The organism is Sphingomonas faeni, assembly GCF_003053745.1.
In the GTDB taxonomy this organism is placed as follows: Bacteria; Pseudomonadota; Alphaproteobacteria; order Sphingomonadales; family Sphingomonadaceae; genus Sphingomonas; species Sphingomonas faeni.
Map to the genome: position 1 here is coordinate 721,426 of NZ_QAYE01000001.1, position 22,582 is coordinate 744,007.

A 22,582-nucleotide genomic window follows, 5' to 3' on the forward strand; every position below is an offset into this window, starting at 1 on the left:
CGCGCTCATTTCCGAGCGTTCTTAACCTTTTATGTAGCTGTTACATTCGTGTGACGCTACCTCGCTCCGCAGATAAAGCGCGCCAACAAATGATAGCGCTATCTGTAAAGGGGATGCCAAACGTCATGACCACTGCGAATATCCTAGTTGCGTCTCGTCGTGTTGGTGCATTGAAAGGCGGGGCATCGTTGATCGCGCTCTGCCTGGCAGCCGCACCGCAAGCGTTGCAGGCCCAGCAAGCTGAGCCGGTTCCAGCGCAGAGCACGCCGACGGCGGCGGCGCTTGACCGTACCGCACCTTCAGATCGGGCCGCGGCGGCCAGTGCTGATACGTCCGTTTCGGGGCAGGCGCAGCCTTCCGCAAACGCGCAGGTTCCCTCGGGCGGTGCTAGGCCGACTCAGGCCGAGCAATCGACTGCGACACCGCAGAGTGAGGCCGCCAACCAGGACATCGTAGTCACCGGTATTCGTCGCAGCCTGCAAAGCGCGCAGGCGATCAAGAAGAATTCCGAAGTCGTCGTGGATTCGATTTCAGCCGAAGATATCGGTGCATTGCCGGACCGTTCGGTGACCGAGGCGTTGCAGCGCGTCCCGGGCGTGTCGATCAGCCACTTTTCCGCTGGCGTCGATCCGGACCACTTCTCGACGGAAGGGTCGGGTGTCGTCGTTCGCGGTCTCACCTACACGCGCTCCGAGATCAACGGCCGCGATTCGTTCAGTGCGAACAACGGTCGTGGCCTGTCGTTCGCTGACGTCCCATCGGAATTGCTGGGCGGCGTCGACGTGTTCAAGAGCCCGTCGGCCGACATGATCGAAGGGGGCATTGCCGGTACCGTCAATCTGCGGACTCGCCTGCCGTTCGATTCCACCGGGTTGTCGTTGGGCGGCACGCTGGAGAACAACTATGGAGACTTCGTCAAGAAGTCGTCGCCGACCGTTTCTGTCCTCGCCAGCGATCGCTGGCACACCGGTATCGGCCAGTTCGGCCTGCTCGGCAGCTTCGTGCGATCGCAGGTTCGCTCACGCGCGGACAGCGTCCAGATCTCGAACTGGGGCGAACGGGTACTCACGAGCGGGGGCGACCTGCTACAGCCGCTCGGCGCCAACAACCTTCCGAACGTCGGGACGACCGTGTACGTGCCGCGCGGTGCGGCGATCCGCAGCCAGGAATTCAACCGTACGCGCTACGGGTACTCGGCGGCTGGTCAGTGGCGGAGCAACGACGAGAAGATGACCGCGACCGCGCAGTTCCTGCGCGCGGATTCGCGCGAGGCCTGGACCGAGAACTCGATCGAAGTCGCTACCGACAACGTTTTGACCGCGGGGGACTCCCAGCCATTCCCCGGCACGAGCTTCGCGTATGACGACGACAATGCGTTCACCAGCGGTCTCATCACCGGTCCGAACGGCTATCGCGCCGATCAGGGTAGCGACATGCGTACGCCGACCAATGGCTTGCAGAGCAACAACATCGCGCGCGGCAACACGGCACGTTACATCACCAACGACGCCAGCTTCAACTTCAAGTGGCAGCCAACGACGCGTCTGGGCGTGACCGTCGATTACCAGCACGTCTGGTCGAAGGTAAACGTTACCGATCTTACCGTCTGGGGGACGACCTACCAGAATGCCGACATTCGATTGAACGGCAGCGACCCGGCCTATGTGAACTTCATTCCCGTTACCAACGGCGCCAACAACTACCAGAATGCGGCGCATCCGAGCTACGCGGACCCGTATAACAGCTTCTACCGGTCGGCGATGGACCATGTCGAGGACAGCAAGGGCAACGAAGACGCCGCGCGCATCGATCTGGACTATTCGTTCCCGGAGGAAAGCTGGCTGACGTCGATCCGCGCCGGCTATCGCTTCTCCGATCGTCAGAACGAAGCGCGGTCGACCGCGTATAACTGGGGCGTGTTGAGCGAGATCTGGGGCGGCGGCGATGGCAGCATGACCGCACCGGGGTCGACCGGCGGATCGGTATGGTTCGACCGCCCGATCGATGGCAATCCGACGACCCGCGACGCTGGCGCGCCGGGGCCGCAACAGGCCTTCACCTACGACAATTTCTTCCGTGGGCAGGCTAATGACGCGTCCAACGGTGGCCGTGTATTCTATCCGGGCAGCCAGCTTCAGGATTACGGCGCCGCGGTCCAGCAGATCAGCCAGATCGCGCACGAATGGCGTAATTTCACATCGACCAATTCGGGCGCGGATGGTTGGGTGCCGCTGGCGCAGCGTTCGGGCGTGATTGCTGGGACGCCGTTCCGTCCGGGCGAGGTCAATCCGGTCAGCGAGCGTAACAACGCCGCCTATCTCGCAGTCCGCTTCGGCAACGATTTGTCGAACGGGTGGAATTTGAGCGGCAATGTCGGCGTGCGCTACACCAAGACACGGCGTATCTCGTCGGGCTTCTTCTCGTTCCCGAACCAATCGTTCAGTTGCGTTCCACCCGCCAGCGGCACTGCAATCTCGCGGTTCTGTGCGTTGCCGGACGCGACCCGCGCAGCGGCAGTGGCGTTCCAAAACGGCAATCTCGTGCCGAACGACACCAAGCTGACCTATGACTACTTTCTGCCGAGCTTCAACGTGAAGCTGGCGGTAGGGGGTGGCCTGCAATTCCGCGCGGCGTTCAACAAAAGCGTCGCACCGCCCGATTTCGGGCAGACCCGGTCGTTCTATAATATCGGCCTGACGACCAGCGACCAGACGATCCTGTTCAACGGCGGTCCGGTGGCGATCTTCGACGTCGGCAACCCGAACCTCAAGCCGGTCCGCGCCGACAATTACGATCTGACCGCGGAATGGTATTTTTCGAGCGTGGGTCAGCTGACCTTCTCGGCGTTCGCGAAGAATCTGTACGGTGTACAGTCGGTCGGGACGCAGCGCCTGTCGTTCACCAACAATGGCTCGACGTTCGATGCCATCGTCACGACGCCGCTGAACTCGGCGGATACGGGCAAGGTGCGCGGGTTCGAGGTCGGCTATCAGCAGACGTACGGCTTCCTGCCGTCAGCGCTGGGCGGGCTCGGGCTCTCGGCGAACTTCACCTATGTGCATTCGACGGGTGTATCGCAGCAACAGCTGGACCCGAACGATCCGAACGTAACGGCGGGGATCATTTCCTCCGTCGATACCGGGAAGCTGCCGTTGCAGGGGTTGTCGAAGTACCAGTTCAACATCGGGCCGTTCTATCAGCGCAATGGCCTGGAACTGCGCGCCGCGTATAACTGGCGGTCGCGGAACCTGTTGACGATCCGCGATGTCATCACGCCGTTCGCGCCGGTCTATGCGGAGTCGTACGGGCAGCTCGATGCGTCGGTCTTCTATGCGATCACGCCGGCGGTGCGGATGGGCTTCCAGGGCGTGAACCTGACGAACTCGGTGACGCGGACGTCGTACGTCATCAACGACAACCTGCTGACGCGACCACGCAACTGGTTCATCAACGATCGCCGCTTCACCTTCTCGATCCGCGTCGCGATCAAGTAAGGCGATAACCGGCCGGCTGGTCCGGTCGGGTTGATATAATCGTTTGGGGCGTCCCGATCGTACGGGGCGCCCCTTGTTGCGTCCGCGGCGCGGCATGGCGGTGTGGTGGCGGCACTGCGGCGGCCATCGGATCACGTGCAAACCAGCTCACCAGGTGTACTCCGCGCTTGCGTCATATTCCGCAACGGCTCACGGCGCCGACAAGGAATAACCCCCACGCGGAGAATCCTAATGACCGAGACCGCCGATTACACGCCGCCGAAGATCTGGACTTGGAACAAGGAGAGCGGAGGCCGGTTCGCCAGCATCAACCGCCCGATCGCCGGCGCCACGCACGACAATGAACTGCCGGTGGGCAAGCATCCGCTGCAGCTCTATTCGCTGGCGACGCCCAACGGGGTGAAGGTGACGGTGATGCTCGAGGAGCTTCTCGCTGCTGGTCATACGGGTGCCGAATATGACGCCTGGCTCATCAAGATCATGGACGGCGACCAGTTCGGCAGCGGCTTCGTCGAGGCCAACCCGAACTCGAAAATTCCGGCGCTGGTCGATCGCAGTGGGGCAAGCCCGATTCGGGTCTTCGAGTCCGGCTCGATCCTGCTCTATCTCGCCGAGAAGTTCGGTGCGTTCCTGCCGACCGATGTCGCCAAGCGCGCCGAGGTGCTCTCGTGGCTGTTCTGGCAGATGGGGGCGGGGCCGATGCTTGGCGGCGGGTTCGGGCATTTCTACGCGTATGCGCCGGTCAAGATCGAATATGCGATCGACCGCTTCGCGATGGAGGTGAAGCGGCAGCTCGACGTTCTCGACCGGCGCCTGGCCGAAAGCGAGTATGTCGGCGGCGACGAATATTCGATCGCCGACATGGCGGTGTGGCCCTGGTACGGTGCTCTGGTGAAGGGACTGGTCTACGAGGCTGCCGAGTTCCTTCAGGTAAACGACTACAAGAATGTCCTGCGCTGGACTGATCTGATCGCCGCGCGGCCCGCCGTGGCGCGTGGGCGGATGGTCAACCGCGTGATGGGTGATCCTTCCAGTCAGCTCCCCGAGCGCCACGACGCCGGCGATTTCGATACGCGGACGCAGGACAAGCTCGACGCCGCAGCGGCCGACAACGCCGCGAGGTAACGCTTCCTCAGAGGCGCTGAGCAATCGATACTAGGTCACCGCCTTTGAGACGCACTCAGCTCGATCCGAATCGATGCCTCCCTCGGCGTCGATCCGGGTCGGTTTTGCTTAGCCGCCCGCCATGCCCTCAATGACGCGTTGCGCGGGTCCGACTTCGCGCTTGATCACCGGCGGTGAAGCGTTCGATGATGTCGCGCAGGCGGCCGGTCTGGACTGTTGCAGCGGTGAGACGCGGGCCATCGATCGATCGGTTTCCCACTCGACACGAAAACGTTTCGTTTTGAAATACGTGTCGAAGGTATCAACGGGTAAGGGCAAAGCCCTTATGCACGCGCGGATAGTGAGGTTCGCTGCACACTTCCGCCACGAAAGCAGTAGCTGGTGACCCCTACGAGAATCGAACTCGTGCTTACGCCGTGAGAGGGCGTCGTCCTAACCGCTAGACGAAGGGGCCGTTAGCAGAAGCGGGCGTCTACGGAATGGGGTGGCAGGCGTCAAGACGGTTGCCGAACATTCTTGGACGCCCGCAGCTTTTTCTTCAGGCGGCGACCTTTTTGCGCTCGGCCATTTCCTCGTTGAGCATTTCGGCGAGCAGGAAGGCGAGCTCCAGGCTCTGGCTCGCGTTGAGGCGCGGGTCGCAGTGCGTGTGGTAGCGATCCGCCAGCGACTGCTCGGTCACGTCGACCGCACCGCCGGTGCACTCAGTCACGTTCTGGCCGGTCATCTCGGCATGGATGCCGCCGGCGTGCGTGCCTTCCGCGCGGTGGACCGCGAAGAAGCCGCGGACTTCGGCGAGGATGCGGTCGAACGGGCGCGTCTTGTAGCCGTTGGCGGCTTTGACGACGTTACCGTGCATCGGGTCGCAGCTCCAGACTACCGGATGGCCTTCACGCGTAACGGCGCGGATCAGGCGGGGCAGGTTCGCCTCGATCTTGTCGTAGCCATAGCGCGTGATCAGCGTCATCCGGCCGGGTACGCGGCCGGGATTGAGCGTGTCGAGCATCCGCAGCAGCGCGTCGGGCTCTAGGCTCGGGCCGCACTTGATGCCGATCGGGTTGCCGATGCCGCGGAGGTATTCGACGTGGCTGGAGCCCTCGAACCGCGTGCGATCGCCGATCCACAGGAAGTGCGCGCTGGTGTCGTACCAGTCGCCGGTCAGCGAATCCTGCCGGGTCAGCGCCTGCTCGTACTGGAGCAGCAGCGCCTCGTGGCTGGTGTAGAAATGCGTCTGCGCGAGCTGCGGCACGGTCTCCGGATCGATTCCGCAGGCGGCCATGAACTCGAGCGCCTCGCCGATCCGGTCCGCGGTCTCGGCGTATTTCTTCGACCACGGGCTGCGGCCCATGAAGTCGTGCGTCCAGCGATGGACCTGATGCAGGTTCGCATATCCTCCCTGTGCGAACGCGCGCAGCAGGTTGAGCGTCGCCGCCGACTGCGAATAGGCGCGAATCATCCGCTGCGGATCGGGCGCGCGCGATTCCGCGGTGAAGGCGATGTCGTTGACGTTGTCGCCGCGGTACGAGGGCAGCTCGACGCCGCCGATCGTCTCGGTATCGGTCGAGCGCGGCTTGGCGAACTGACCGGCCATGCGACCGAGCTTCACGACCGGGAGCTTCGAGGCGAAGGTGAGCACGACGGCCATCTGCAGGATGACGCGGAACGTGTCGCGAATGTTGTTCGCGCTATGCTCGGCAAAGGACTCGGCGCAGTCGCCGCCCTGCAGCAGGAACGCCTTGCCGGCCGCGACTTCGGCGAGCGACGCGGTCAGGTTGCGCGCTTCACCGGCGAAGACGAGCGGCGGGAACGTGGCCAGCTGATCGGTCGCGGCGGTCAGCGCTGCGGCGTCGGGATAGGTGGGGAGCTGCCGTGCTTCGTGACGCGTCCAGCTGTCGGGGGCCCAGTTCGCGGCCATATCATGTCGTCCGATTGGTGAATTGTGACGAAGGCAATGCGCGAAAACGCCTTTTTGCGCAACGAAGTAAAGCTTGGCCGACAGCGGCGAAATGCTGCACAGGTCAGTTCAACCGGATGTGGTGGCTAAATCCATTCATCCCGGATTAAAAAATATATGGCGTCTTCGCTGTCCAATCGGCATGGTCCCGACATGGACATGCCAATGCGTATCATCATCGCACTTTCGATTATCGGCGGGGGCATCTTGGTCGGCGTACCGATCCTGATCATGTACTCGCGTCGTCGCCGCGCCGACAAACTTCGTCGCCGCGGAATCAAGAGCTACAATCGCAGCCCTCGCCCGGCCACGACCCAGACCGGTCAGTAACCAGCGTCGAGATCGGCGACGTTCTTCATCGGGCGACCGGCGAGGAACGCGGCCAGGTTGTCGAGGAACAGCGTCGCCCCGCGAGCGAACATCGTCGTCTGGCTACGGCCCGATAGGTGCATCGTGACGATCGCGTTAGGCGTCGACCAAAGCGGATGATCCGCGGGCAGGGGCTCCGGGCTGGTCGGATCGAGCACGGCCCCGGCAATCGAACCGTCTGTCAGCGCCGCGATCAGCGCATGATCGTCGATCATGTCGCCGCGCGCAATGTTGATCAGCCAGGCGGACGGCCTCATCCGCTGTAATTCTTCGCGACCGATCATCGCGTGCGTCGCGTCTGTCGAGGGCGCGGCGAGGATCACCCAGTCGAACGCGTCGAGCCGATCGCGCCAAGCGTCGGGCGTGATCGTGCCATCGCGGCCGGTGCGCGTTACGCCGGTGACCTCGACCCCGAACGCGCTCAATCGGTCGCCGATCATCTTGCCGATCGTGCCATAGCCAATGACAAGTGCCTTGGTTCCGGCGAGTTCGATCTTGCCGGGCGCGTCCTTCAGCCACTCATGACGGTCCTGCGCGCGGACGACGGTATCGAAGCGCTTGGCGGCGACGAGCACCGCCATCACCGCATATTCGGCGACCGCGACGGCGTTGATGCCGGCACCATTGGTCAAAGTGACGCCGTTCTCACGCAGTATGTCGAGCGGGAACGCGTCGAGCCCGGCATAGATCGTCGAGACCCATTTGAGGTTCGGCCCGGCATGGCGGATCGCGTCGGCGACGAGTTCGGTCGGCTGCATGTCCACCCAGGCGATATCCGCGTCTGTGATCATCGCGTTGGCTTCGTCCGGCTTGGCGAACCAGGCGAGGTCTAGGTCAGCGGGCAGTTGCGGTTCGAGGAGCGGGCGGGCGGCGGCTGGGAGGACGGCTTTCATCCGGAGAACATCGGCGTGCGGCGGGGCATGTCAAGTTGTGCCGGGGTCAGCGACGGATCGGTCCCGCGTTCCCCTGCAGTAACACGCTGCCACAATGCTCTCGTCATCCCCGCGCAGGCGGGAATCCCTATGCTCAAAGGCTGGCGATCTAACCGTAAGGCTTGCCAGTATGGGTTCCCGCCTCCGCGGGAATGACGATCAGATTTTCCCTGTGGCCTCAGTTCCTGGACCTGCACGGCGTGTTCACACCACTGCGATCTTCCAGTCCCAGCCTAACGAGTCGCCGTCCATCACCTCGACACCCGCGGCGGCGAGTTCGTCGCGGATCGCATCCGATCGCCCGAAGTCCTTCGCGGCTCGCGCATCGCGGCGATCCGCCAGCCGTGCGGCGATCGCATCCTCGTCGATGGTCGCCGTTATCGGCCGGATCCGCAGGTCCTCGCGGCTGATCGTCGCCAGGTCCAGCCCCAGTACCGCGTCGAAATCGTCCAGCGCAGCGACACGGTCCGCCGGCGCTACCCGCTTGTCCGCGAGAAGTTCGTCGAGGATCGGCAGCGCGCGCGGCGTGGCGAGATCGTCCGAGACCGCCTCCTCCAGCCGGTCGGCATAGGCATGCGCGCTACCCGACGGGCCGCCGGGCTCGCGAGCGCGCAACGTCTCGACCGCTTGCACCATGCGCTTCAGGCGGATCGCCGCCGCGGCCAAATTCTCCCAGGAGAATTCTAGCTCGCTCCGATAATGCGCCTGGAGGCACATCAGCCGGTAGGCGAGGGGGTGGAAGCCGCGGTCGACGATCGTCTGCATCGTCGTGAACTTGCCGGTCGACTTCGACATCTTGCCCGCACGCTCGACCAGGAAGTTGTTGTGCATCCAGACGCTCGCGCCGGTATCCGCGCAATCGCAGTGCGCCTGGTTCTGCGCGATCTCGTTGGGATGGTGGATTTCGCGGTGGTCGATCCCGCCGGTGTGGATGTCGAAATGCTCGCCGAGGTAATGCTTGCTCATCACCGAACATTCGAGATGCCAGCCCGGCGCGCCGCGACCCCAGGGTGAATCCCATTCCATCTGGCGGTTCTCGCCAGGAGCAGAGGCCCGCCAGATCGCGAAGTCCTGTGGGTTGCGCTTGCCGGCGACCGGTTCGATCCGGCTTTCTATGTCGTCGTTGCCGGCTCGTGCGAGGCGGCCATAGTCCGGGACGGTCGCCACATCAAAGTACAGCCCACTGTCGAGCAAGTAGCAATGCTTCGGAGTGATCTGTTCGGCGAACGCGATCATCTCGGCGATATGATCCGTCGCGACGGCCCAACGCGCCGGCGGCACGATGTTGAGGCGCGCGACGTCGCGTTTGAACACGTCAGTATAATAGGCTGCGATCTCCCAGATCGAGCGCCCTTGCGCGGCGGCGGCCTTCTCCATCTTGTCGTCACCTACATCGGCGTCGGAGGTCAGGTGGCCGACATCGGTGATGTTGATGATGTGGGTCGTCGGCCACCCCTTCCACCGCAGCACGCGACCCAGCGTGTCCGCGAACAGGAAGGCGCGCATGTTGCCGATATGCTGATAATTATAGACGGTCGGCCCGCAGGTGTAGAGCCCGACATCGGTCGGATCGATCGGCTGGAAGGTCTCGAGCTGGCGCGAGAGGCTGTTATACAGTGTCAGGGGTATACGGGTCATGGCCTGCTCTTAGCGCTGCATGGGCCCTCCCGCAAAGGCGCTCACATGTCGGGCAGACCCGCCGGAACAAGTGGTTTGGCTTGAAAAGACGGCGCTCCGCTGATAGGGGCCCCAGTTCATGCGGCGCGGACCTGTTCGCGACGGCAAAAATATATTCGTCCGGAGCTTATCGGGTTTATGCAGATCATCGTACGCGACAACAACGTCGACCAGGCCCTTCGCGCGCTTAAGAAGAAGCTGCAGCGCGAGGGCGTGTATCGCGAGATGAAGCTGCGCCGGCATTACGAGAAGCCGTCCGAGAAGCGCGCACGTGAGCGTGCAGCAGCGATCCGTCGCTCGCGCAAGCTCGACCGCAAGCGCGCAGAGCGCGACGGCGCACGCTAAGATTTTGTCGGCCGTACCCGGCGAGCGGGTGGGTCGATAGTTCGGGGTGTCGTGATCGGCACCCCAATTGCTTTCCAAAGGCACGCGCGGCGCTCCGGCGTGACCAGATGACCGGGGCCCGAACCGATGTCGACCGTCACCGCAGTGCCGCTGCAGCCAACCAAGCGCAGCTACCTCGTCTACCTATGGGTCGGTATCGCGCTCGCGCTGATCGCCGCGGTTGCGCTGGCGCGTCAGGGTGATGATCCCCTGGCCCGTAATGCGCGCGCGCGGGGCGTGGTCGTTACCGCATCCGGTTTGCAGTATAAGGTGATCGCGCCCGGCAAGCCCGGTGCGGCCAAGCCGACCGACGCCGACGTCGCGCTGGTGAACTACGAGGGTAAGCTGCTCAACGGCACGACCTTTGACAAGTCGCAGCAGCCGACGCCGATGCCCGTCACCGGCGTGGTCCCCGGTTTCTCCGAGGCGCTGAAGCTGATGCCGAAGGGGTCGAAGTACCGCTTCTGGATCAAGCCGGCGCTTGGCTATGGCGACAAGGCCACCGGCCCGATCCCGGCGAATTCGACGCTGGTGTTCGACGTCGAGTTGCTCGATTTCCTGCCGCAGAGCGTGGTCCAGCAGATGCAGGCGCAGGCCCAGATGGGTCGCGGCGCTCCTGGTGGCATGCCAGGCGGTGCGCCGGGCGGCATGCCCGGTGGCGCGCAGACGCCGCCATCGCAGTAAGCGGAGCAGCGGTATTGGGTCGAACCCGTACCGCGATTGAATATCGGATTTGCAACGCGTCTCGCTTCATTGCGCGGCGCGTTTTGCATTTAGGCGATGCGTCGCGCCGATTATGCGTGAACTTGCGCGGTCGGCCAGCGGGACAAGCCGTCTGCCGACAAGATGGCTGGCCTGATTCCGTACGGGATCGACTGCTCTGGGGGTGCGAGCTTCCGCTGGGGAGGGGGCGCAGAGGGCTTCGGGCTGATGAGCCCGGCAGTCGCGTGCTGCAAGGTCGGTGAGTTCAGCCGTCCTTCGGATAACTCGCGCGGCGATACCCTATTGCAGGTATTGTTTCGGCGCCCGGCGGCTAAAGCCGATGCCACCTCATGCTCAGCCATTCTGAGAAAGTGCGGGTTCTAGTCCGCTTTGCACGGAATAGCCCAGCCGGAGCCTACCGGACGCCTTTGGCCATCGACGGTATCCGAGCTGATCGGGAGCTCAGTTCCAGGCGTGACACGGGAGCATATTGTACTTCGGCACGCGCTGGCCCGCCTGTCCTCAGAACGGCAGACAAAAAAATAGCGGCCCGAAGACCGCTATTTCTCGAACTAAAGTCGTAAGACTTAGTTGCTGTCCGAATCGTCGTCGTTGTCTGCAACGATAACGATACCGGCGATAACTGCAGCTGCTGCGAGAACCGCAACGATGATGCCGCCGCCAGCGAGCTCGTTCTTGTCAGCCGAAACCGAACCCGAACGGACCGAATGTGCAACCGACAGATTTGCCGGTGCTGCCATGGCCGGAGCAACTGCCATCGTGGCTGCTGCTGCGGTCAGGAGATACTTCCCAAGACGCATGATGAACTCCCTTTGTGCTCGTCGCGGCAGGCAATGGCATATAACCTTACCCAACGCAACTAAGGCCCTTTATAACAACGCGAAGAGGATCGCACTGTTGCGGCAGTGCAACACACACTTCCGCTGTTTCTCTATAGCCGAGGTGCGCCACGAAGAAAGCGTTCGCGTGCAAACCGCATGATATTCGCGGTGAGACGCGTCAGTTCGTCTTCGGTCCGATGGTGGTGCCGGTCTGAAGCGCCCAGGTTTCGGCACCCTCCATGCCCAGCGCGGTCAGGCGGCCCGATGCATAGGCGCCGGTGTCGATGCCGATTCGGTGTCCGCGTCGCTCGATCTCGTCGGTCATGGTGTGGCCGTGGACGATCGTCTTTTCCAACGTCGAGCGATGATCGAGGAAGGGATCGCGAATCCACCGCAGGTCCGATGTTCGCTGCAGGTCGAGCGGTGTATCGGGACGTACGCCTGCATGGACGAACGCGTAGTCGCCGATCACGATCATGTCCTCGAACTTGCGCAAGAACTCGCGGTGTTCGTCTGGAACGAGCGTTTCGAGGCGTTGCACCAGCTCTTCATAGTCGAGCCGCTCATATTCCGCGGCCTCCATGCCGTAGCTCAGCACGGTTTCGCGCCCGCCGATGCGGCAGAACAACCGGAGCGCCTTAGGTTCGCCGTCGAGCGCACCGAGGAAGATCTCCTCGTGATTGCCGAGCAGGAAGCGGACGTCGGGGCGGTCGGGGCGAGCATGGGCCAGCCCGCGCAACCGATCGATCACCGCCGCCGAGGCGGGCCCCCGATCGACGATGTCGCCGAGGAATATCAAGGTCGTTTCCGCTGCCCCGCGGTCGCGTTCGTCGGCTTCGATCAGCCCAATTAGTTCGTCGAGCAGGTCGGCACGGCCGTGGATGTCGCCGACGGCATAGACGCGGCGACCAGGAGGGACCTGTGGTTGAGTCGGCTTGGCAACGCTACGGGACTTGAAAAGCTTTGAAATCATGCTGCAATCGATGTGGGGAGGAAGATGTACGGGACCTGATCGAACGCGTCACTCGAACGCGCGGGCGCATACGATCGCATAGGATGTTCCGACAGGCGTCGCAACGCATGGCCGTGAAGGGGGCGACGTGACGCCGCGACAGGGCGCGCCGGGCTTGCGGTCGTGCAGCATGACGCGGCGGCGCACGACGGCTATGGGAACGCCATGTCGATCATTTCTCGCCTCGCGCCGTTCCTGATGCTCACGGCCGCCGCACCCACGGCTTTGCCTGCCGCACCGATGCCCGTAGCGGATGCGGCGCCGACGGCTGCGTTCTTCGACACGTTGCGCGCTGCCGATCTCCGACTGGCGACGATCGCGTATCGGCTGACCACCGCGAACGCCGCATTGTGCGATCGCCTCCAGCCGCAGATCGGCATGCCCATCCATGCGCTGACGCAATATGGCCCCGGCGCGCGCAAGGCTGCGGCGGCAACGTTCGGGTTCGAATCGACGATCGGTGTCGAGGCGGTCGTCGCTGGCGGTCCAGCCGACCGCGCCGGGGTTCGCCCCAACGATTCGATCGTCGCGATCGACGATAGGCCGCAACCCGGCTTGCCGTCTGCCGATACGCCGGAAAGCGCGGCAGTGCGCGATGCTGCGGAAGCGATCATCACCGACGCGCCGGTCGGAAAGCCGGTGCGACTGACGGTGCTGCGCGACGGCAAGCGCTTGCCGATTACGATCGACCCGGTAGCCGGGTGCCGGTCGCGGTTCGAGATCCTGCTCGGTAGTGGCCTGGATGCGAGCGCGGACGGCGCGATCGTGCAGCTCGGCGAGCGGTTTTTCGAAGGCTATACCGACGAGGAGATCGCGGTCGTCGTCGCGCATGAACTGTCGCACAACATCCTGCGTCACCGTGCGCGGCTGGATGCGGCGAAGATCAATCGGGGCCTTCTGGCGGAACTCGGTCGCAACGGCCGCCTGATCCGCGAGACCGAAGATCAGGCGGATCTGCTCGGCATCTATCTGCTCGCGAACGCCGGTTACGATCCGATGTCGGCCCCGAAATTCTGGCGAAGCAAGGGCGGCGCGATCGACGGCGGGCTGTTCCGCAGTCGCACGCACGCCTCGTCCAAGGCGCGCGCCGAAGCGCTGGAAGCCGCCGCGCGCGATATCGCGTCGACCTCGACGCGGCCGATCATCCCGCCAGTCGTTGCGACTCGAAACGTGCCGTTGCGCTGACTGCGGGCAGTGACGCGCGCGGCTGGTCCGGCCAGATACCGCGCGTGTCGAGCACCGCCTTGTCGATGCGCTCTTCGAGCGGGATCGACTTGAATACGTCGTGGTCGACCAGTACGATCATTATCGAACACGTCTCGATCGCGGTATCGACGTCGATTAGCGTCGCGCCGGTATCCGCCAGCACGGCCGGCAGCGTCTGCGCATAGGGCTCGACGATCCGCACCCGGTCGCCGAACTGCCGCGCCACGGCTTCGGCAACCTTGAGGGCAGGGCTCTCGCGGAAGTCGTCGATGTTCGCCTTGAACGCGAGGCCGAGGCACGCGACCGTAGCGTCGGGTGACGCCTCGACAAGGGCGGCGACCTGCGCGATGACGTGGTCGGTCTTGCCGTCGTTGACCTCGCGCGCGGTGCGGATCAGCGGCGTCTGGTCGGGGGCGGCATGCACCAGGAACCACGGATCGACCGCGATGCAATGCCCGCCGACGCCGGGGCCCGGCTGGAGGATGTTGACGCGCGGGTGACGGTTGGCGAGGCGGATCACTTCCCATACGTCGACGCCCATCGTGTCGGCGATCAGCGAAAGTTCGTTGGCAAACGCGATGTTGACGTCGCGAAACGCATTCTCGGTAAGCTTCGTCATTTCCGCCGCGCGCGCGGTCGTGGTCACGCAGGCGCCGCGGACGAAGCGACGGTAGAAGGTCAGGGCTTTTCGCGCGCACCGCGGCGTGATCCCGCCGATGACCCGGTCGTTGTCGATCAGCTCGACCAGAATGCGGCCGGGAAGCACGCGCTCCGGGCAATAGGCGATCGCGATATCCGCCTGGTCGCCGGTCTTGCCCGGTACGCGCAGGTCGGGGCGCAGGCTTGCCAGCAGGTCGCGGACCTTCTCGGTAGTGCCGACCGGCGAGGTCGATTCGAGGATGATCGTATCGCCCGCCTTCAGCACGCTCGCGATCGTCGTCGCGGCGTCGAGGACATAGCGGATATTGGGTGCGTGATCGGCGTCGAACGGAGTCGGTACCGCGATCACGAACACGTCGGCGGGCTCGATCGCGGTCGAGGCGCGCAACGTGCCACGCGCGACCACACCCGAGACGAGGCCGTCCAGATCGACCTCCTCGATGTGCACGCGACCGGAATTGACCGTCTCCACGACCAATGCGGTAACGTCTACGCCGAGCACCTGCGCCCCCGTCCGCGCGATGATCGCTGCGGTGGGAAGGCCGATATAGCCGAGTCCGAGGACGACGACATTGAGGTTAGAGTCCGACAGCATGCGCAACGACCTTTGCGATTTTGGCGGCGGCATGGCCATCCCCGAACGGGTTATGGGCGCGGGCCATCGCGGAGTAGCGCGACGTGTCGTCGAGCAGGGTGAAGATTTCGGAAACGATGCGGTCCTCGTCGGTGCCGATCAGCCTGGCGGTGCCGGCTGCGACGCCCTCCGGACGCTCGGTGGTCTCGCGCATCACGAGGACTGGCTTGCCGAGCGCAGGCGCCTCCTCCTGCACGCCGCCCGAATCGGTCAGGACGATGTCCGCCATGCCGAGCGCGCGGACGAAGTGCGGATAATCGAGCGGTTCGATCCGCGCGACGTTGGGGCGGGTACCGAGGATGTCGTCCATCACCGATACGACGTTCGGGTTCGGGTGGACCGGGAACAGAACCGCGACGTCGTCGCGCTCCGCGATCCGCCCGATCGCTCGCGCAATGGCGGCCATGCCGTCGCCGAAATTCTCGCGGCGATGAGTCGTGACGAGGATGATCCGCTTGCCCGCGAAGCGCGCGGCGATCGCGTCGAGCTCTGCGGCGAGCGACGGGTCCGCCGCGACGCGGTGCGCGGTCCAGTGCAGCGCATCGATCACCGTGTTGCCGGTGACGTGGATCGTGTCCTCGGCGATCGTCTCGCGCCGCAGCGCCTCCGCGGCGGTGTCGGTCGGCGCGAAATGCAGCGTGGCGATCGGCGCGACGATGCGACGGTTCACCTCCTCGGGCCAGGGGTGGTAGATGTCGCCCGACCGCAGCCCGGCCTCGACATGCGCCACCGGCACCTTGCGGTAATAGGCGGCAAGCGCACCCGTCATCGCGGTGGCGGTGTCGCCCTGCACGATGACGAGGTCGGGCTGCTCTGCATCCATGACGTCGCCGAGCCCGACCAGCAGCCGCGCGGTGAGGCGATCGAGCGTCTGTCCCGGTTCCATCAGGTCGAGATCGATATCCGGCACAAGGTCGGCGATTGCGAGCACCTGATCGAGCAATCCGCGGTGCTGCGCGGTGACGCAAATGCGGACGGTCAGGCCGGGGATCGCACTCAGCGCGCGGATCACCGGGAAGAGTTTGATCGCTTCGGGTCGCGTGCCGAAGATGACGAGAACTTTGGGCATGATGCAGTCCCTAGATCAACGTCTTTAACGACGCGCTAATTCAATGCGACAATTTGCGCGCAGGCGTAACGATCGGTAGACGGTCCCGCGAGATCAAAGGGAGCATCGAATGACCATAAAGCCGCTGCGCAAGGCCGTATTTCCGGTCGCAGGACTAGGTACGCGCTTCCTTCCGGCCACCAAGGCCATGCCGAAGGAAATGCTCACCGTCGTCGACAAACCGCTGATTCAATATGCGGTCGAGGAAGCACTCGAGGCTGGGATCGAGCAGATCATCTTCGTGACAGGGCGCGGCAAAAGCGCGCTCGAGGATCATTTCGACATCTCGTACGAGCTCGAGGATACGATGCGGTCGCGCGGCAAGTCGCTGGACGCGATCAGCAATATTCGGATGAAGCCCGGCTCGCCGGTTTATGTCCGCCAGCAGGAACCGCTCGGCCTAGGCCATGCCGTCTGGTGTGCGCGCGAGATCGTCGGCGACGAGCCTTTCGCGGTCCTGCTCCCCGATGAGCTGATGGTCGGCAAGCCCGGCTTCATGAAGCAGATGGTCGAGGCGTATAATCAGGTCGGCGGCAACGTGATCGGCGCGCTCGAAGTGCCCGATTCGGAAACCGACAAATACGGCATCATCTCGCCGGGTGCGATCGATGGGCGACTCACCGAGGTGACCGCGCTCGTCGAAAAGCCCAAGCGCGGCACCGCCCCGTCGAACTTGATGATCCCGGGGCGCTATATCCTCCAGCCCGAGGTGATGCGGATCTTGGAGACGCAGGAAAAGGGTGCTGGCGATGAGATCCAGTTGACCGACGCGATGGCGCAGTTGATCGGCAACCAGCCGTTCCACGGCTTCACCTTCGACGGCCAGCGTTACGACTGTGGCGACAAGGCCGGATACATCCAGGCCAATCTGGCGATCGCATTGGCGCGCGACGACATCGGACCGGTGGTTCGCGAGTTCGCCAAGGGTCTGCTGGCAGGCTGAACGATCAGCCCGCTCACCGGAACGTCAGAAGGCGTTCCGGTGCAGCAGGACGCGGAAGGTCAGGACGATGATCTTGATATCTCGCCAGATCGACCAATGCTCCAGATACTCCAGATCAGCCTGGAGCCGGTTGCGCAAATCGTCCTCGTACAGCGTCGCGCCGCGATAGCCGCGAACCTGCGCGAGTCCGGTCAGGCCAGGCTTTGCCGCGTGGCGATGCCAGTATCGCTGGTCCACTTCCCAGAATAATTTATCGGCAGCGCGCGAGCCGAGTGCATGCGGACGCGGGCCGACTATGCTCATGTCGCCCTTCAGGACGTTCAGCAGCTGCGGCAGTTCGTCGATGCTGGTGCTGCGGATGATCTTGCCGACGCGCGTGATCCGGTCGTCGTCGCGTGACGTCGAGCGTGCGCCTGCGCCATCGCTGTGATCGACTCGCATGCTCCGGAACTTCATCAGGCGGAACATCTGGTTACTGCGACCGATCCGGATCTGGCTGAAGAAGATCGGTCCGCGCGAGTCGAGCTTCACCGACAGCGCGATCAGAATCCAGACGGGCATCAGCGTCACCAGCGCACAGCTTGCCAGCATCACGTCGAAACTGCGTTTTACGAAGCGATCGAACAGGACCAACGGACCGTTGGCGATGATGACCGTCGGCGTGTCGCCGTGCGCGCTGATGCCGAGCGGCGCGAGCACGTTCAACTCCGGCATAAAGATCTCGCTCTGGATGTTCGCGCCCTTCAACGCTTGTGCCCAAGCAAGACGACGCTCGGGGCTACACGCCACGATCACTCGATCCGCACCCGACAATGATTGCGCAAGGCGGTCGTACATCACGGGATCATGATGATCGGGGTCGAAATACGAATCCGCGGCGATGACGACCGAGAAGTCGCCGCGTGGGATCGGCTGACCGGAATCGTACAGAAGGACGATACTGAAGGGGTTTCCGCCGATGATCGCAGGCATGTGCCGGACGAACAGGAACCGTCCTAGTGCCAACGAAACAATGGCAAATGCCGAACCCAGTGCAACGACGAGACGCGGGAACGTATCGCTCGCCTTTAGGCAGAAAGCGATGAACACGACTGCGCAGATTGCGAGCGCATAGGCCTGTAATCCACGCGCTACTGATCGAAAAGGATCGCGCAAATTTGCGGCTGCATAGCTGTCATTATTCAGCGTGGTGATGATGAAGACCGGGATCAGCATCGCGAGGATTACGATCCAGGCGGTGTCGTTCGCGAATACGCCGCGCAAACCGGCCGCCGCGAGGTAACTGGCAATAATGCACGTGGTATCTACCGTCAGCATGCCGAGGATCAGCCGAACGCGCAGCGAGGACGCGCTTGGGCGCCAAGTCCGCGCAGGTTTTTTCCCGCGCGACGGCGCCATAGCGCGGCTCAAAACGCCGCTCTCCACATTCATGAACTTGTCGGACGCACGCGCAGTCCCCCCTGCGCAAAGTGATACCGCGAAATGCCGCAATGCAAAAGAACTACTGTTCGACGATCACGAAAGTTTAGTTGTTATTTTTCCAATTTTGCGTGCGAGGAAATAAAAACTTGCGGTTAACTCACCGCGAAGTCCCGCTTTTGGTGCAAGTCGTACACCCTCGATCCTTGGGTAGGCGGATTGTGCGAAAACGCAGTGCAAGCAGGTCGATCAGCAGCAATTTGCCGGCCGGATCGTCGCCGAACGGCGCGATGGCCCGTAGTACCTCAAGCGCAGCTAGGCTGCCGATCACGCCGGTGACGGGGCCAAGAACGCCGTCCTCCGCGCAACTGGTCTCTGCGCGCTCAGGGTCTTCGCCGACGAAGCAGCGGTAGCACGGCTTATCCGCTTCCCAGCCGCGATAGGTGGCGATCTGCCCCTCGAACTGGCCTACTGCGGCCGAGACTAGCGGAATCTCCATGGCATGCGCGGCATCGGCGACACAGAAGCGCGTCGCGAAATTGTCGCAGCCGTCGAGCACGACATCGGCACCCGCGAGCAGGTTTGCCACGTTCGAAACGTCGATGCGCGCACGGTGGGTCTCGACGGCAACGTGCGGGTTGATCCCCCTAACGGCGGCGGCGGCGGCAGCGACCTTGGCAATCCCGGTATCCGCGGTCGTGAAGATCGTCTGACGCTGAAGATTGGAGGGTTCGACGCTGTCGTCGTCGATCAGGATCAGCCGACCGACGCCGGCTGCACCCAAATACTGGATCGCAGGCGAGCCGATGCCGCCTGCGCCAACGATCGCGACGGTCGCCGCCTTCAACCGCGCCTGTCCCGTGCCGCCGAATTCCTTGAGGACGATATGCCGTGCATACCGGGCGAGTTCGTCGTCTGAGAGGTTCATGCGCCCCAGGTAAACGTGAGGCTGGTACGGTACCAGGTGTCCGCGTCCTGACCCGCAACGTCGATCGAGTCGCGCGCGCCCAGGATTACGCCGGCGGCATATTGCTCGACCGTCGGACAGTCGATCGCGCGCGGCGTCACCCGGCGGACGCGACCGTCGGGGTTGATCAGCACGGCCAGGTCGACGGTCAGCGCCCAACCTTGCGTCGTGCGTACAACATGCGCGCAGCGACCGGCGACGACCTCGCCGTGCACATACGCCGAAGTGTTGGCGAGCGTCGTCGCCTGGCCGCGGATGCGCAGGACCGGAAGCGTGCTCCAGTCCTGTGGCGGCAGCGTGCTGGCCACCGGCGTGGTCGGTGCGGCGGGTACCGGAAGCGGCGGCGCCGCAGCCTGGAGCAGGAGGAGGAGGGCGGCGATCATCGGCCGGTCGATCCGAAGCCGCCCGCGCCGCGCGAGGTGTCGTCGAGCGTCGCGACTTCGTCGAGCGACGCGCGGAGGACGACTGCGGGGACAAGCTGCGCGATCCGGTCGCCGCGCGCGATCGCGAACGGTTCTTGGCCGAGGTTGGCGAGGATCACCTTCACTTCGCCGCGATAGTCGCTGTCGATCGTGCCCGGCGTGTTGAGGCAGGTGACGCCATGCTTGAGCGCGAGGCCGGAGCGGGGGCGGACCTGGACCTCATGGCCGACGGGGATGGCGATCGCGAAGCCGGTCGCGACGGCGGCGCGTTGGCCGGGGGCGAGCGTTAACGCTTCGGCGGCAACGACGTCCATCCCGGCGGCACCCTTGGTCGCATAGGCGGGCAACGGCAGGCCTTCGCCGTGCGGCAGGCGCTTCAGTTCGATACGGATCATGACGCCGCTTCTAGCGCATCGGCGATGCGCTCCGCCAGTCGGGCGGCGACGGCGTCCTTGGGCAGGCGTTCCCAGCTCTCGACGCCGGCTTCGGTGACGAGGTGGACGCTGTTGTCCGCGCCGCCCATGACGTCGCCCGATACGTCGTTGGCGACGATCCAGTCCGCGGTCTTGCGCACGCGCTTGGCGACGGCGTGCTCGATCACGCGCTCGGTCTCGGCGGCGAACCCGATCAGCAGGCGAGGCCGGTGCGGGCTGCGCGCCAAGGTTGCGAGAATGTCGGGATTCTCTGCGAGCGTCAGCGTCGGCGTGGCATCGCCCTTCTTGATCTTCTGCTGCGAGGGTTCGACGTGCCAATCCGCGACCGCGGCGACCATGACGGCGGCGTCGGCGGGAAGTACGCGGTCGACTGCGTCGGCCATCTCCCGCGCCGTCTCGACGTCGATCCGGTCGACACCGTGTGGGGTCGGTAGCATCACAGGGCCAGCGACCAGCGTCACGCGCGCGCCGAGCCGTGCCAGTGCCGCGGCGATCGCGAAACCCTGTTTGCCCGACGAGCGGTTGGCGATGTAGCGGACCGGGTCGATCGGTTCATGCGTCGGTCCGGCGGTGACGAGAACGTGGCGCCCTGCCAGGCGCTTCGGCGGGGCAGGGGCGAGCGTTGCTTCGATCGCAGCGACGATCGCGGGGGGCTCGGGCAGGCGGCCGGGGCCATACTCGCCGCACGCCATGATGCCTTCGTCCGGCGTCATCACCGTCACGCCATCGGCACGAAGTTGCGCCACGTTGCGGGCGGTTGCGGCATGGCCCCACATGCGGACGTTCATCGCGGGCGCGACGAGAACTGGCTTATCGGTCGCGAGCAGCAGCGTCGTCGCGAGGTCGTTCGCGAGACCAGCCGTCATCCGCGCCATCAGGTCCGCGGTGGCGGGCGCGACGACGATCAGGTCGGCCTCGCGGCTGAGCTGGATATGGCCCATCTCGGCCTCGTCCTTGAGGTCCCACAGCGTCGTGTAGACCTTGTCCTCGCTGAGCGCGGCAAGCGTCATCGGCGTGACGAAATGATGTGCCGCCTCGGTCATCACGCAGCGCACCGCGTACCCGCGCGTCTTGAGCAGACGGATCAGTTCGGCGGCCTTGTAGGCGGCGATCCCGCCACCGACGATCAGGAGGATGCGTTTCATGCTCGCAGCTTTAGCGGATTACACGCGTGACCGTAATGCGCCGCGTATCGCTGGCGGCGGCGATCATGTCGCGCAGGCCGTCGACCGCGAACACCAGCCCGACCAGCAACACCGGCGTGGTCATCAGCGCCCAGTAGAAATTGTCGCTCCGCGCGAATAGCGAGATCAGCGCGGCATAGGCGGCGAACACGACCAGCGCGCGCGTCGCGACCGCATCGCGCCATGCGAGCCAGCCGAACAGCGCTGTGCCAAGAACAAGCGAGGCGAGCCATTGCGGCAGGATGTCGAGCCCCGACGAGATCGTCGCAAGCCTGACGTAGAACCCGAACCCCTCGAGCCCGCTCCACCCTTGCGACACGCGGTCGAGCGGACCGCTGACGAGCGACACCGCGTGCGCATGGGCTGCTAGGACGACCGCGAAGACCCCTATCGCGCCGAGCCACCCCAGCGTCTCGCGCCGCTCGCCCTCGAGCCACGCGAACACCGCCATGATCGCGACGTACAGCAACGCCGTCTCGCGGATCAGCATCGCCGACAGCCCGAACGCGACTGCGGGCAGCCAATGACTTGGACGGCGCAACGCCAGCGATAGCGCGATCAACGGCCCCGCCCAGACCTCGTGGAACACCACGAAGCTGGGATCGAGGTTCACGGAAAGCCCGGCGACGACCAGCAAGCCAGCCACACCGAGCGGCACCAGGCCGGTCATTTCCGGACGAAGCCGCGTGACCCAGGCGAGGATCGTTCCGACGCACAATGACAACAGCAACAGGTTCACCAGTATCGAGGGCAACGCGGCTTGAACGACCGCCAAGGTCGGCAGCCGAACCGCGAAGAACGGCTTCAGCGGATAATGGTCCATGCGCTGTGTTTCGGCGGCGACGGCGTAATAGGGCGAGCCGCCACGCACCCCGGCGACGATCGTATCGTATAGCAGCAGGTCGGTCCGTCCGGGTGGCGGGGCGTCCGACGCGATCGAGGTCGAGGCGCCTGCGTCGACGCTAGGCCGCGGGCCGGGCGAGACGATCGCGCTGAGGCAGGCCACCAGGAATACCAGGAACAGCACGAGCCCGATCCGCGCCTGCGCCGACGGCATGCCCGCGAACCGGGTCGCGCGGACCGTCCATAACGGAGCGCCGCGACGCGTCTTCATGCC

At 64.3% G+C, this 22,582-nt stretch carries 20 protein-coding genes and 1 tRNA gene; 7 read left to right on the plus strand and 14 right to left on the minus strand.

What is annotated here, in order from left to right:
* Window positions 1-188 precede the first annotated feature (188 nt).
* Both C8J25_RS03255 and yghU read left to right on the plus strand, forming a co-directional pair.
* On the plus strand, window positions 189-3,494 hold the full coding sequence (locus tag C8J25_RS03255) for a TonB-dependent receptor (RefSeq protein ID WP_167397644.1): 3,306 nt from the start codon (window positions 189-191) through the stop codon (window positions 3,492-3,494).
* Between the two features lie 231 nt (window positions 3,495-3,725).
* Window positions 3,726-4,619 carry a glutathione-dependent disulfide-bond oxidoreductase gene (gene yghU, locus C8J25_RS03260; protein WP_107952187.1) on the plus strand — a complete coding sequence of 298 codons (894 nt, stop codon included), beginning with the start codon at window positions 3,726-3,728 and terminating at the stop codon, window positions 4,617-4,619.
* Between the two features lie 379 nt (window positions 4,620-4,998).
* Here yghU and C8J25_RS03265 read toward each other — a convergent pair.
* A tRNA-Glu gene (locus C8J25_RS03265) sits at window positions 4,999-5,073 on the minus strand.
* Between the two features lie 84 nt (window positions 5,074-5,157).
* Window positions 5,158-6,531 carry a class II 3-deoxy-7-phosphoheptulonate synthase gene (locus tag C8J25_RS03270; protein WP_107952188.1) on the minus strand — a complete coding sequence of 458 codons (1,374 nt, stop codon included), beginning with the start codon at window positions 6,529-6,531 and terminating at the stop codon, window positions 5,158-5,160.
* Between the two features lie 204 nt (window positions 6,532-6,735).
* Here C8J25_RS03270 and C8J25_RS20180 point away from each other — a divergent pair, with 204 nt between their 5' ends.
* Window positions 6,736-6,900, plus strand: a complete 165-nt coding sequence (locus C8J25_RS20180) for a hypothetical protein (RefSeq protein WP_162236723.1) — start codon at window positions 6,736-6,738, stop codon at window positions 6,898-6,900.
* On the opposite strand, the gene C8J25_RS03275 is transcribed toward C8J25_RS20180, so the two are convergent.
* Entirely contained in the window at window positions 6,894-7,832 is a 939-nt protein-coding gene (locus C8J25_RS03275) for a D-2-hydroxyacid dehydrogenase (RefSeq protein WP_107952189.1), read from the minus strand. The two genes, C8J25_RS20180 and C8J25_RS03275, sit on opposite strands and share 7 nt — an antisense overlap.
* Window positions 7,833-8,075: 243 nt before the next feature.
* Entirely contained in the window at window positions 8,076-9,509 is a 1,434-nt protein-coding gene (gene cysS / locus C8J25_RS03280; RefSeq protein WP_107952190.1) for a cysteine--tRNA ligase, read from the minus strand.
* A 177-nt stretch (window positions 9,510-9,686) separates the two neighbouring features.
* Between cysS and rpsU the strand changes: the two genes are divergently transcribed.
* Both rpsU and C8J25_RS03290 read left to right on the plus strand, forming a co-directional pair.
* Window positions 9,687-9,893: a 30S ribosomal protein S21 gene (rpsU, locus tag C8J25_RS03285; RefSeq protein WP_055878578.1), complete on the plus strand. Its 207-nt coding sequence runs from the start codon at window positions 9,687-9,689 to the stop codon at window positions 9,891-9,893.
* A gap of 126 nt (window positions 9,894-10,019) precedes the next feature.
* The gene (locus tag C8J25_RS03290) at window positions 10,020-10,616 is read left to right on the plus strand and encodes an FKBP-type peptidyl-prolyl cis-trans isomerase (RefSeq protein WP_107952191.1); all 597 of its coding nucleotides are present in this window, start codon (window positions 10,020-10,022) and stop codon (window positions 10,614-10,616) included.
* Window positions 10,617-11,221: 605 nt separating this feature from the next.
* On the opposite strand, the gene C8J25_RS03295 is transcribed toward C8J25_RS03290, so the two are convergent.
* On the minus strand, window positions 11,222-11,455 hold the full coding sequence (locus C8J25_RS03295; protein ID WP_176501462.1) for a hypothetical protein: 234 nt from the start codon (window positions 11,453-11,455) through the stop codon (window positions 11,222-11,224).
* 199 nt (window positions 11,456-11,654) lie between these two features.
* The gene (locus tag C8J25_RS03300; protein ID WP_107952192.1) at window positions 11,655-12,449 is read right to left on the minus strand and encodes a metallophosphoesterase family protein; all 795 of its coding nucleotides are present in this window, start codon (window positions 12,447-12,449) and stop codon (window positions 11,655-11,657) included.
* Between the two features lie 204 nt (window positions 12,450-12,653).
* On the opposite strand from C8J25_RS03300, the gene C8J25_RS03305 reads away from it, so the two are divergent.
* Window positions 12,654-13,673, plus strand: a complete 1,020-nt coding sequence (locus C8J25_RS03305) for a M48 family metallopeptidase (protein ID WP_244186707.1) — start codon at window positions 12,654-12,656, stop codon at window positions 13,671-13,673.
* On the opposite strand, the gene wecC is transcribed toward C8J25_RS03305, so the two are convergent.
* Window positions 13,630-14,949 (minus strand): UDP-N-acetyl-D-mannosamine dehydrogenase, encoded by a 1,320-nt coding sequence (gene wecC / locus C8J25_RS03310; protein WP_107952193.1) that lies wholly within the window; start codon window positions 14,947-14,949, stop codon window positions 13,630-13,632. The two genes, C8J25_RS03305 and wecC, sit on opposite strands and share 44 nt — an antisense overlap.
* Window positions 14,933-16,057, minus strand: coding sequence for a non-hydrolyzing UDP-N-acetylglucosamine 2-epimerase (wecB, locus tag C8J25_RS03315; RefSeq protein ID WP_107952194.1), 1,125 nt, complete (start codon window positions 16,055-16,057; stop codon window positions 14,933-14,935). Before wecB ends, wecC begins: the two co-directional genes overlap by 17 nt.
* 109 nt (window positions 16,058-16,166) lie before the next feature.
* On the opposite strand from wecB, the gene galU reads away from it, so the two are divergent.
* Window positions 16,167-17,039: a UTP--glucose-1-phosphate uridylyltransferase GalU gene (gene galU / locus C8J25_RS03320; protein WP_107952195.1), complete on the plus strand. Its 873-nt coding sequence runs from the start codon at window positions 16,167-16,169 to the stop codon at window positions 17,037-17,039.
* A 24-nt stretch (window positions 17,040-17,063) separates the two neighbouring features.
* On the opposite strand, the gene C8J25_RS03325 is transcribed toward galU, so the two are convergent.
* From C8J25_RS03325 to C8J25_RS03350, 6 genes are all read right to left on the minus strand, one after another.
* Window positions 17,064-18,356: an exopolysaccharide biosynthesis polyprenyl glycosylphosphotransferase gene (locus C8J25_RS03325; protein WP_244186708.1), complete on the minus strand. Its 1,293-nt coding sequence runs from the start codon at window positions 18,354-18,356 to the stop codon at window positions 17,064-17,066.
* Between the two features lie 262 nt (window positions 18,357-18,618).
* Window positions 18,619-19,386, minus strand: a complete 768-nt coding sequence (locus tag C8J25_RS03330; protein ID WP_107952197.1) for a HesA/MoeB/ThiF family protein — start codon at window positions 19,384-19,386, stop codon at window positions 18,619-18,621.
* Complete coding sequence (locus C8J25_RS03335; RefSeq protein WP_107952198.1) at window positions 19,383-19,808, minus strand: hypothetical protein; 426 nt, start codon at window positions 19,806-19,808, stop codon at window positions 19,383-19,385. The genes C8J25_RS03330 and C8J25_RS03335 overlap by 4 nt, the downstream gene beginning before the upstream one ends.
* Window positions 19,805-20,242: a dUTP diphosphatase gene (dut, locus tag C8J25_RS03340; protein ID WP_107952199.1), complete on the minus strand. Its 438-nt coding sequence runs from the start codon at window positions 20,240-20,242 to the stop codon at window positions 19,805-19,807. The genes C8J25_RS03335 and dut overlap by 4 nt, the downstream gene beginning before the upstream one ends.
* The gene (gene coaBC, locus C8J25_RS03345; RefSeq protein WP_107952200.1) at window positions 20,239-21,426 is read right to left on the minus strand and encodes a bifunctional phosphopantothenoylcysteine decarboxylase/phosphopantothenate--cysteine ligase CoaBC; all 1,188 of its coding nucleotides are present in this window, start codon (window positions 21,424-21,426) and stop codon (window positions 20,239-20,241) included. The genes dut and coaBC overlap by 4 nt, the downstream gene beginning before the upstream one ends.
* Before the next feature lie 10 nt (window positions 21,427-21,436).
* Window positions 21,437-22,579 carry a hypothetical protein gene (locus C8J25_RS03350; protein WP_107952201.1) on the minus strand — a complete coding sequence of 381 codons (1,143 nt, stop codon included), beginning with the start codon at window positions 22,577-22,579 and terminating at the stop codon, window positions 21,437-21,439.
* Window positions 22,580-22,582: the final 3 nt, after the last annotated feature.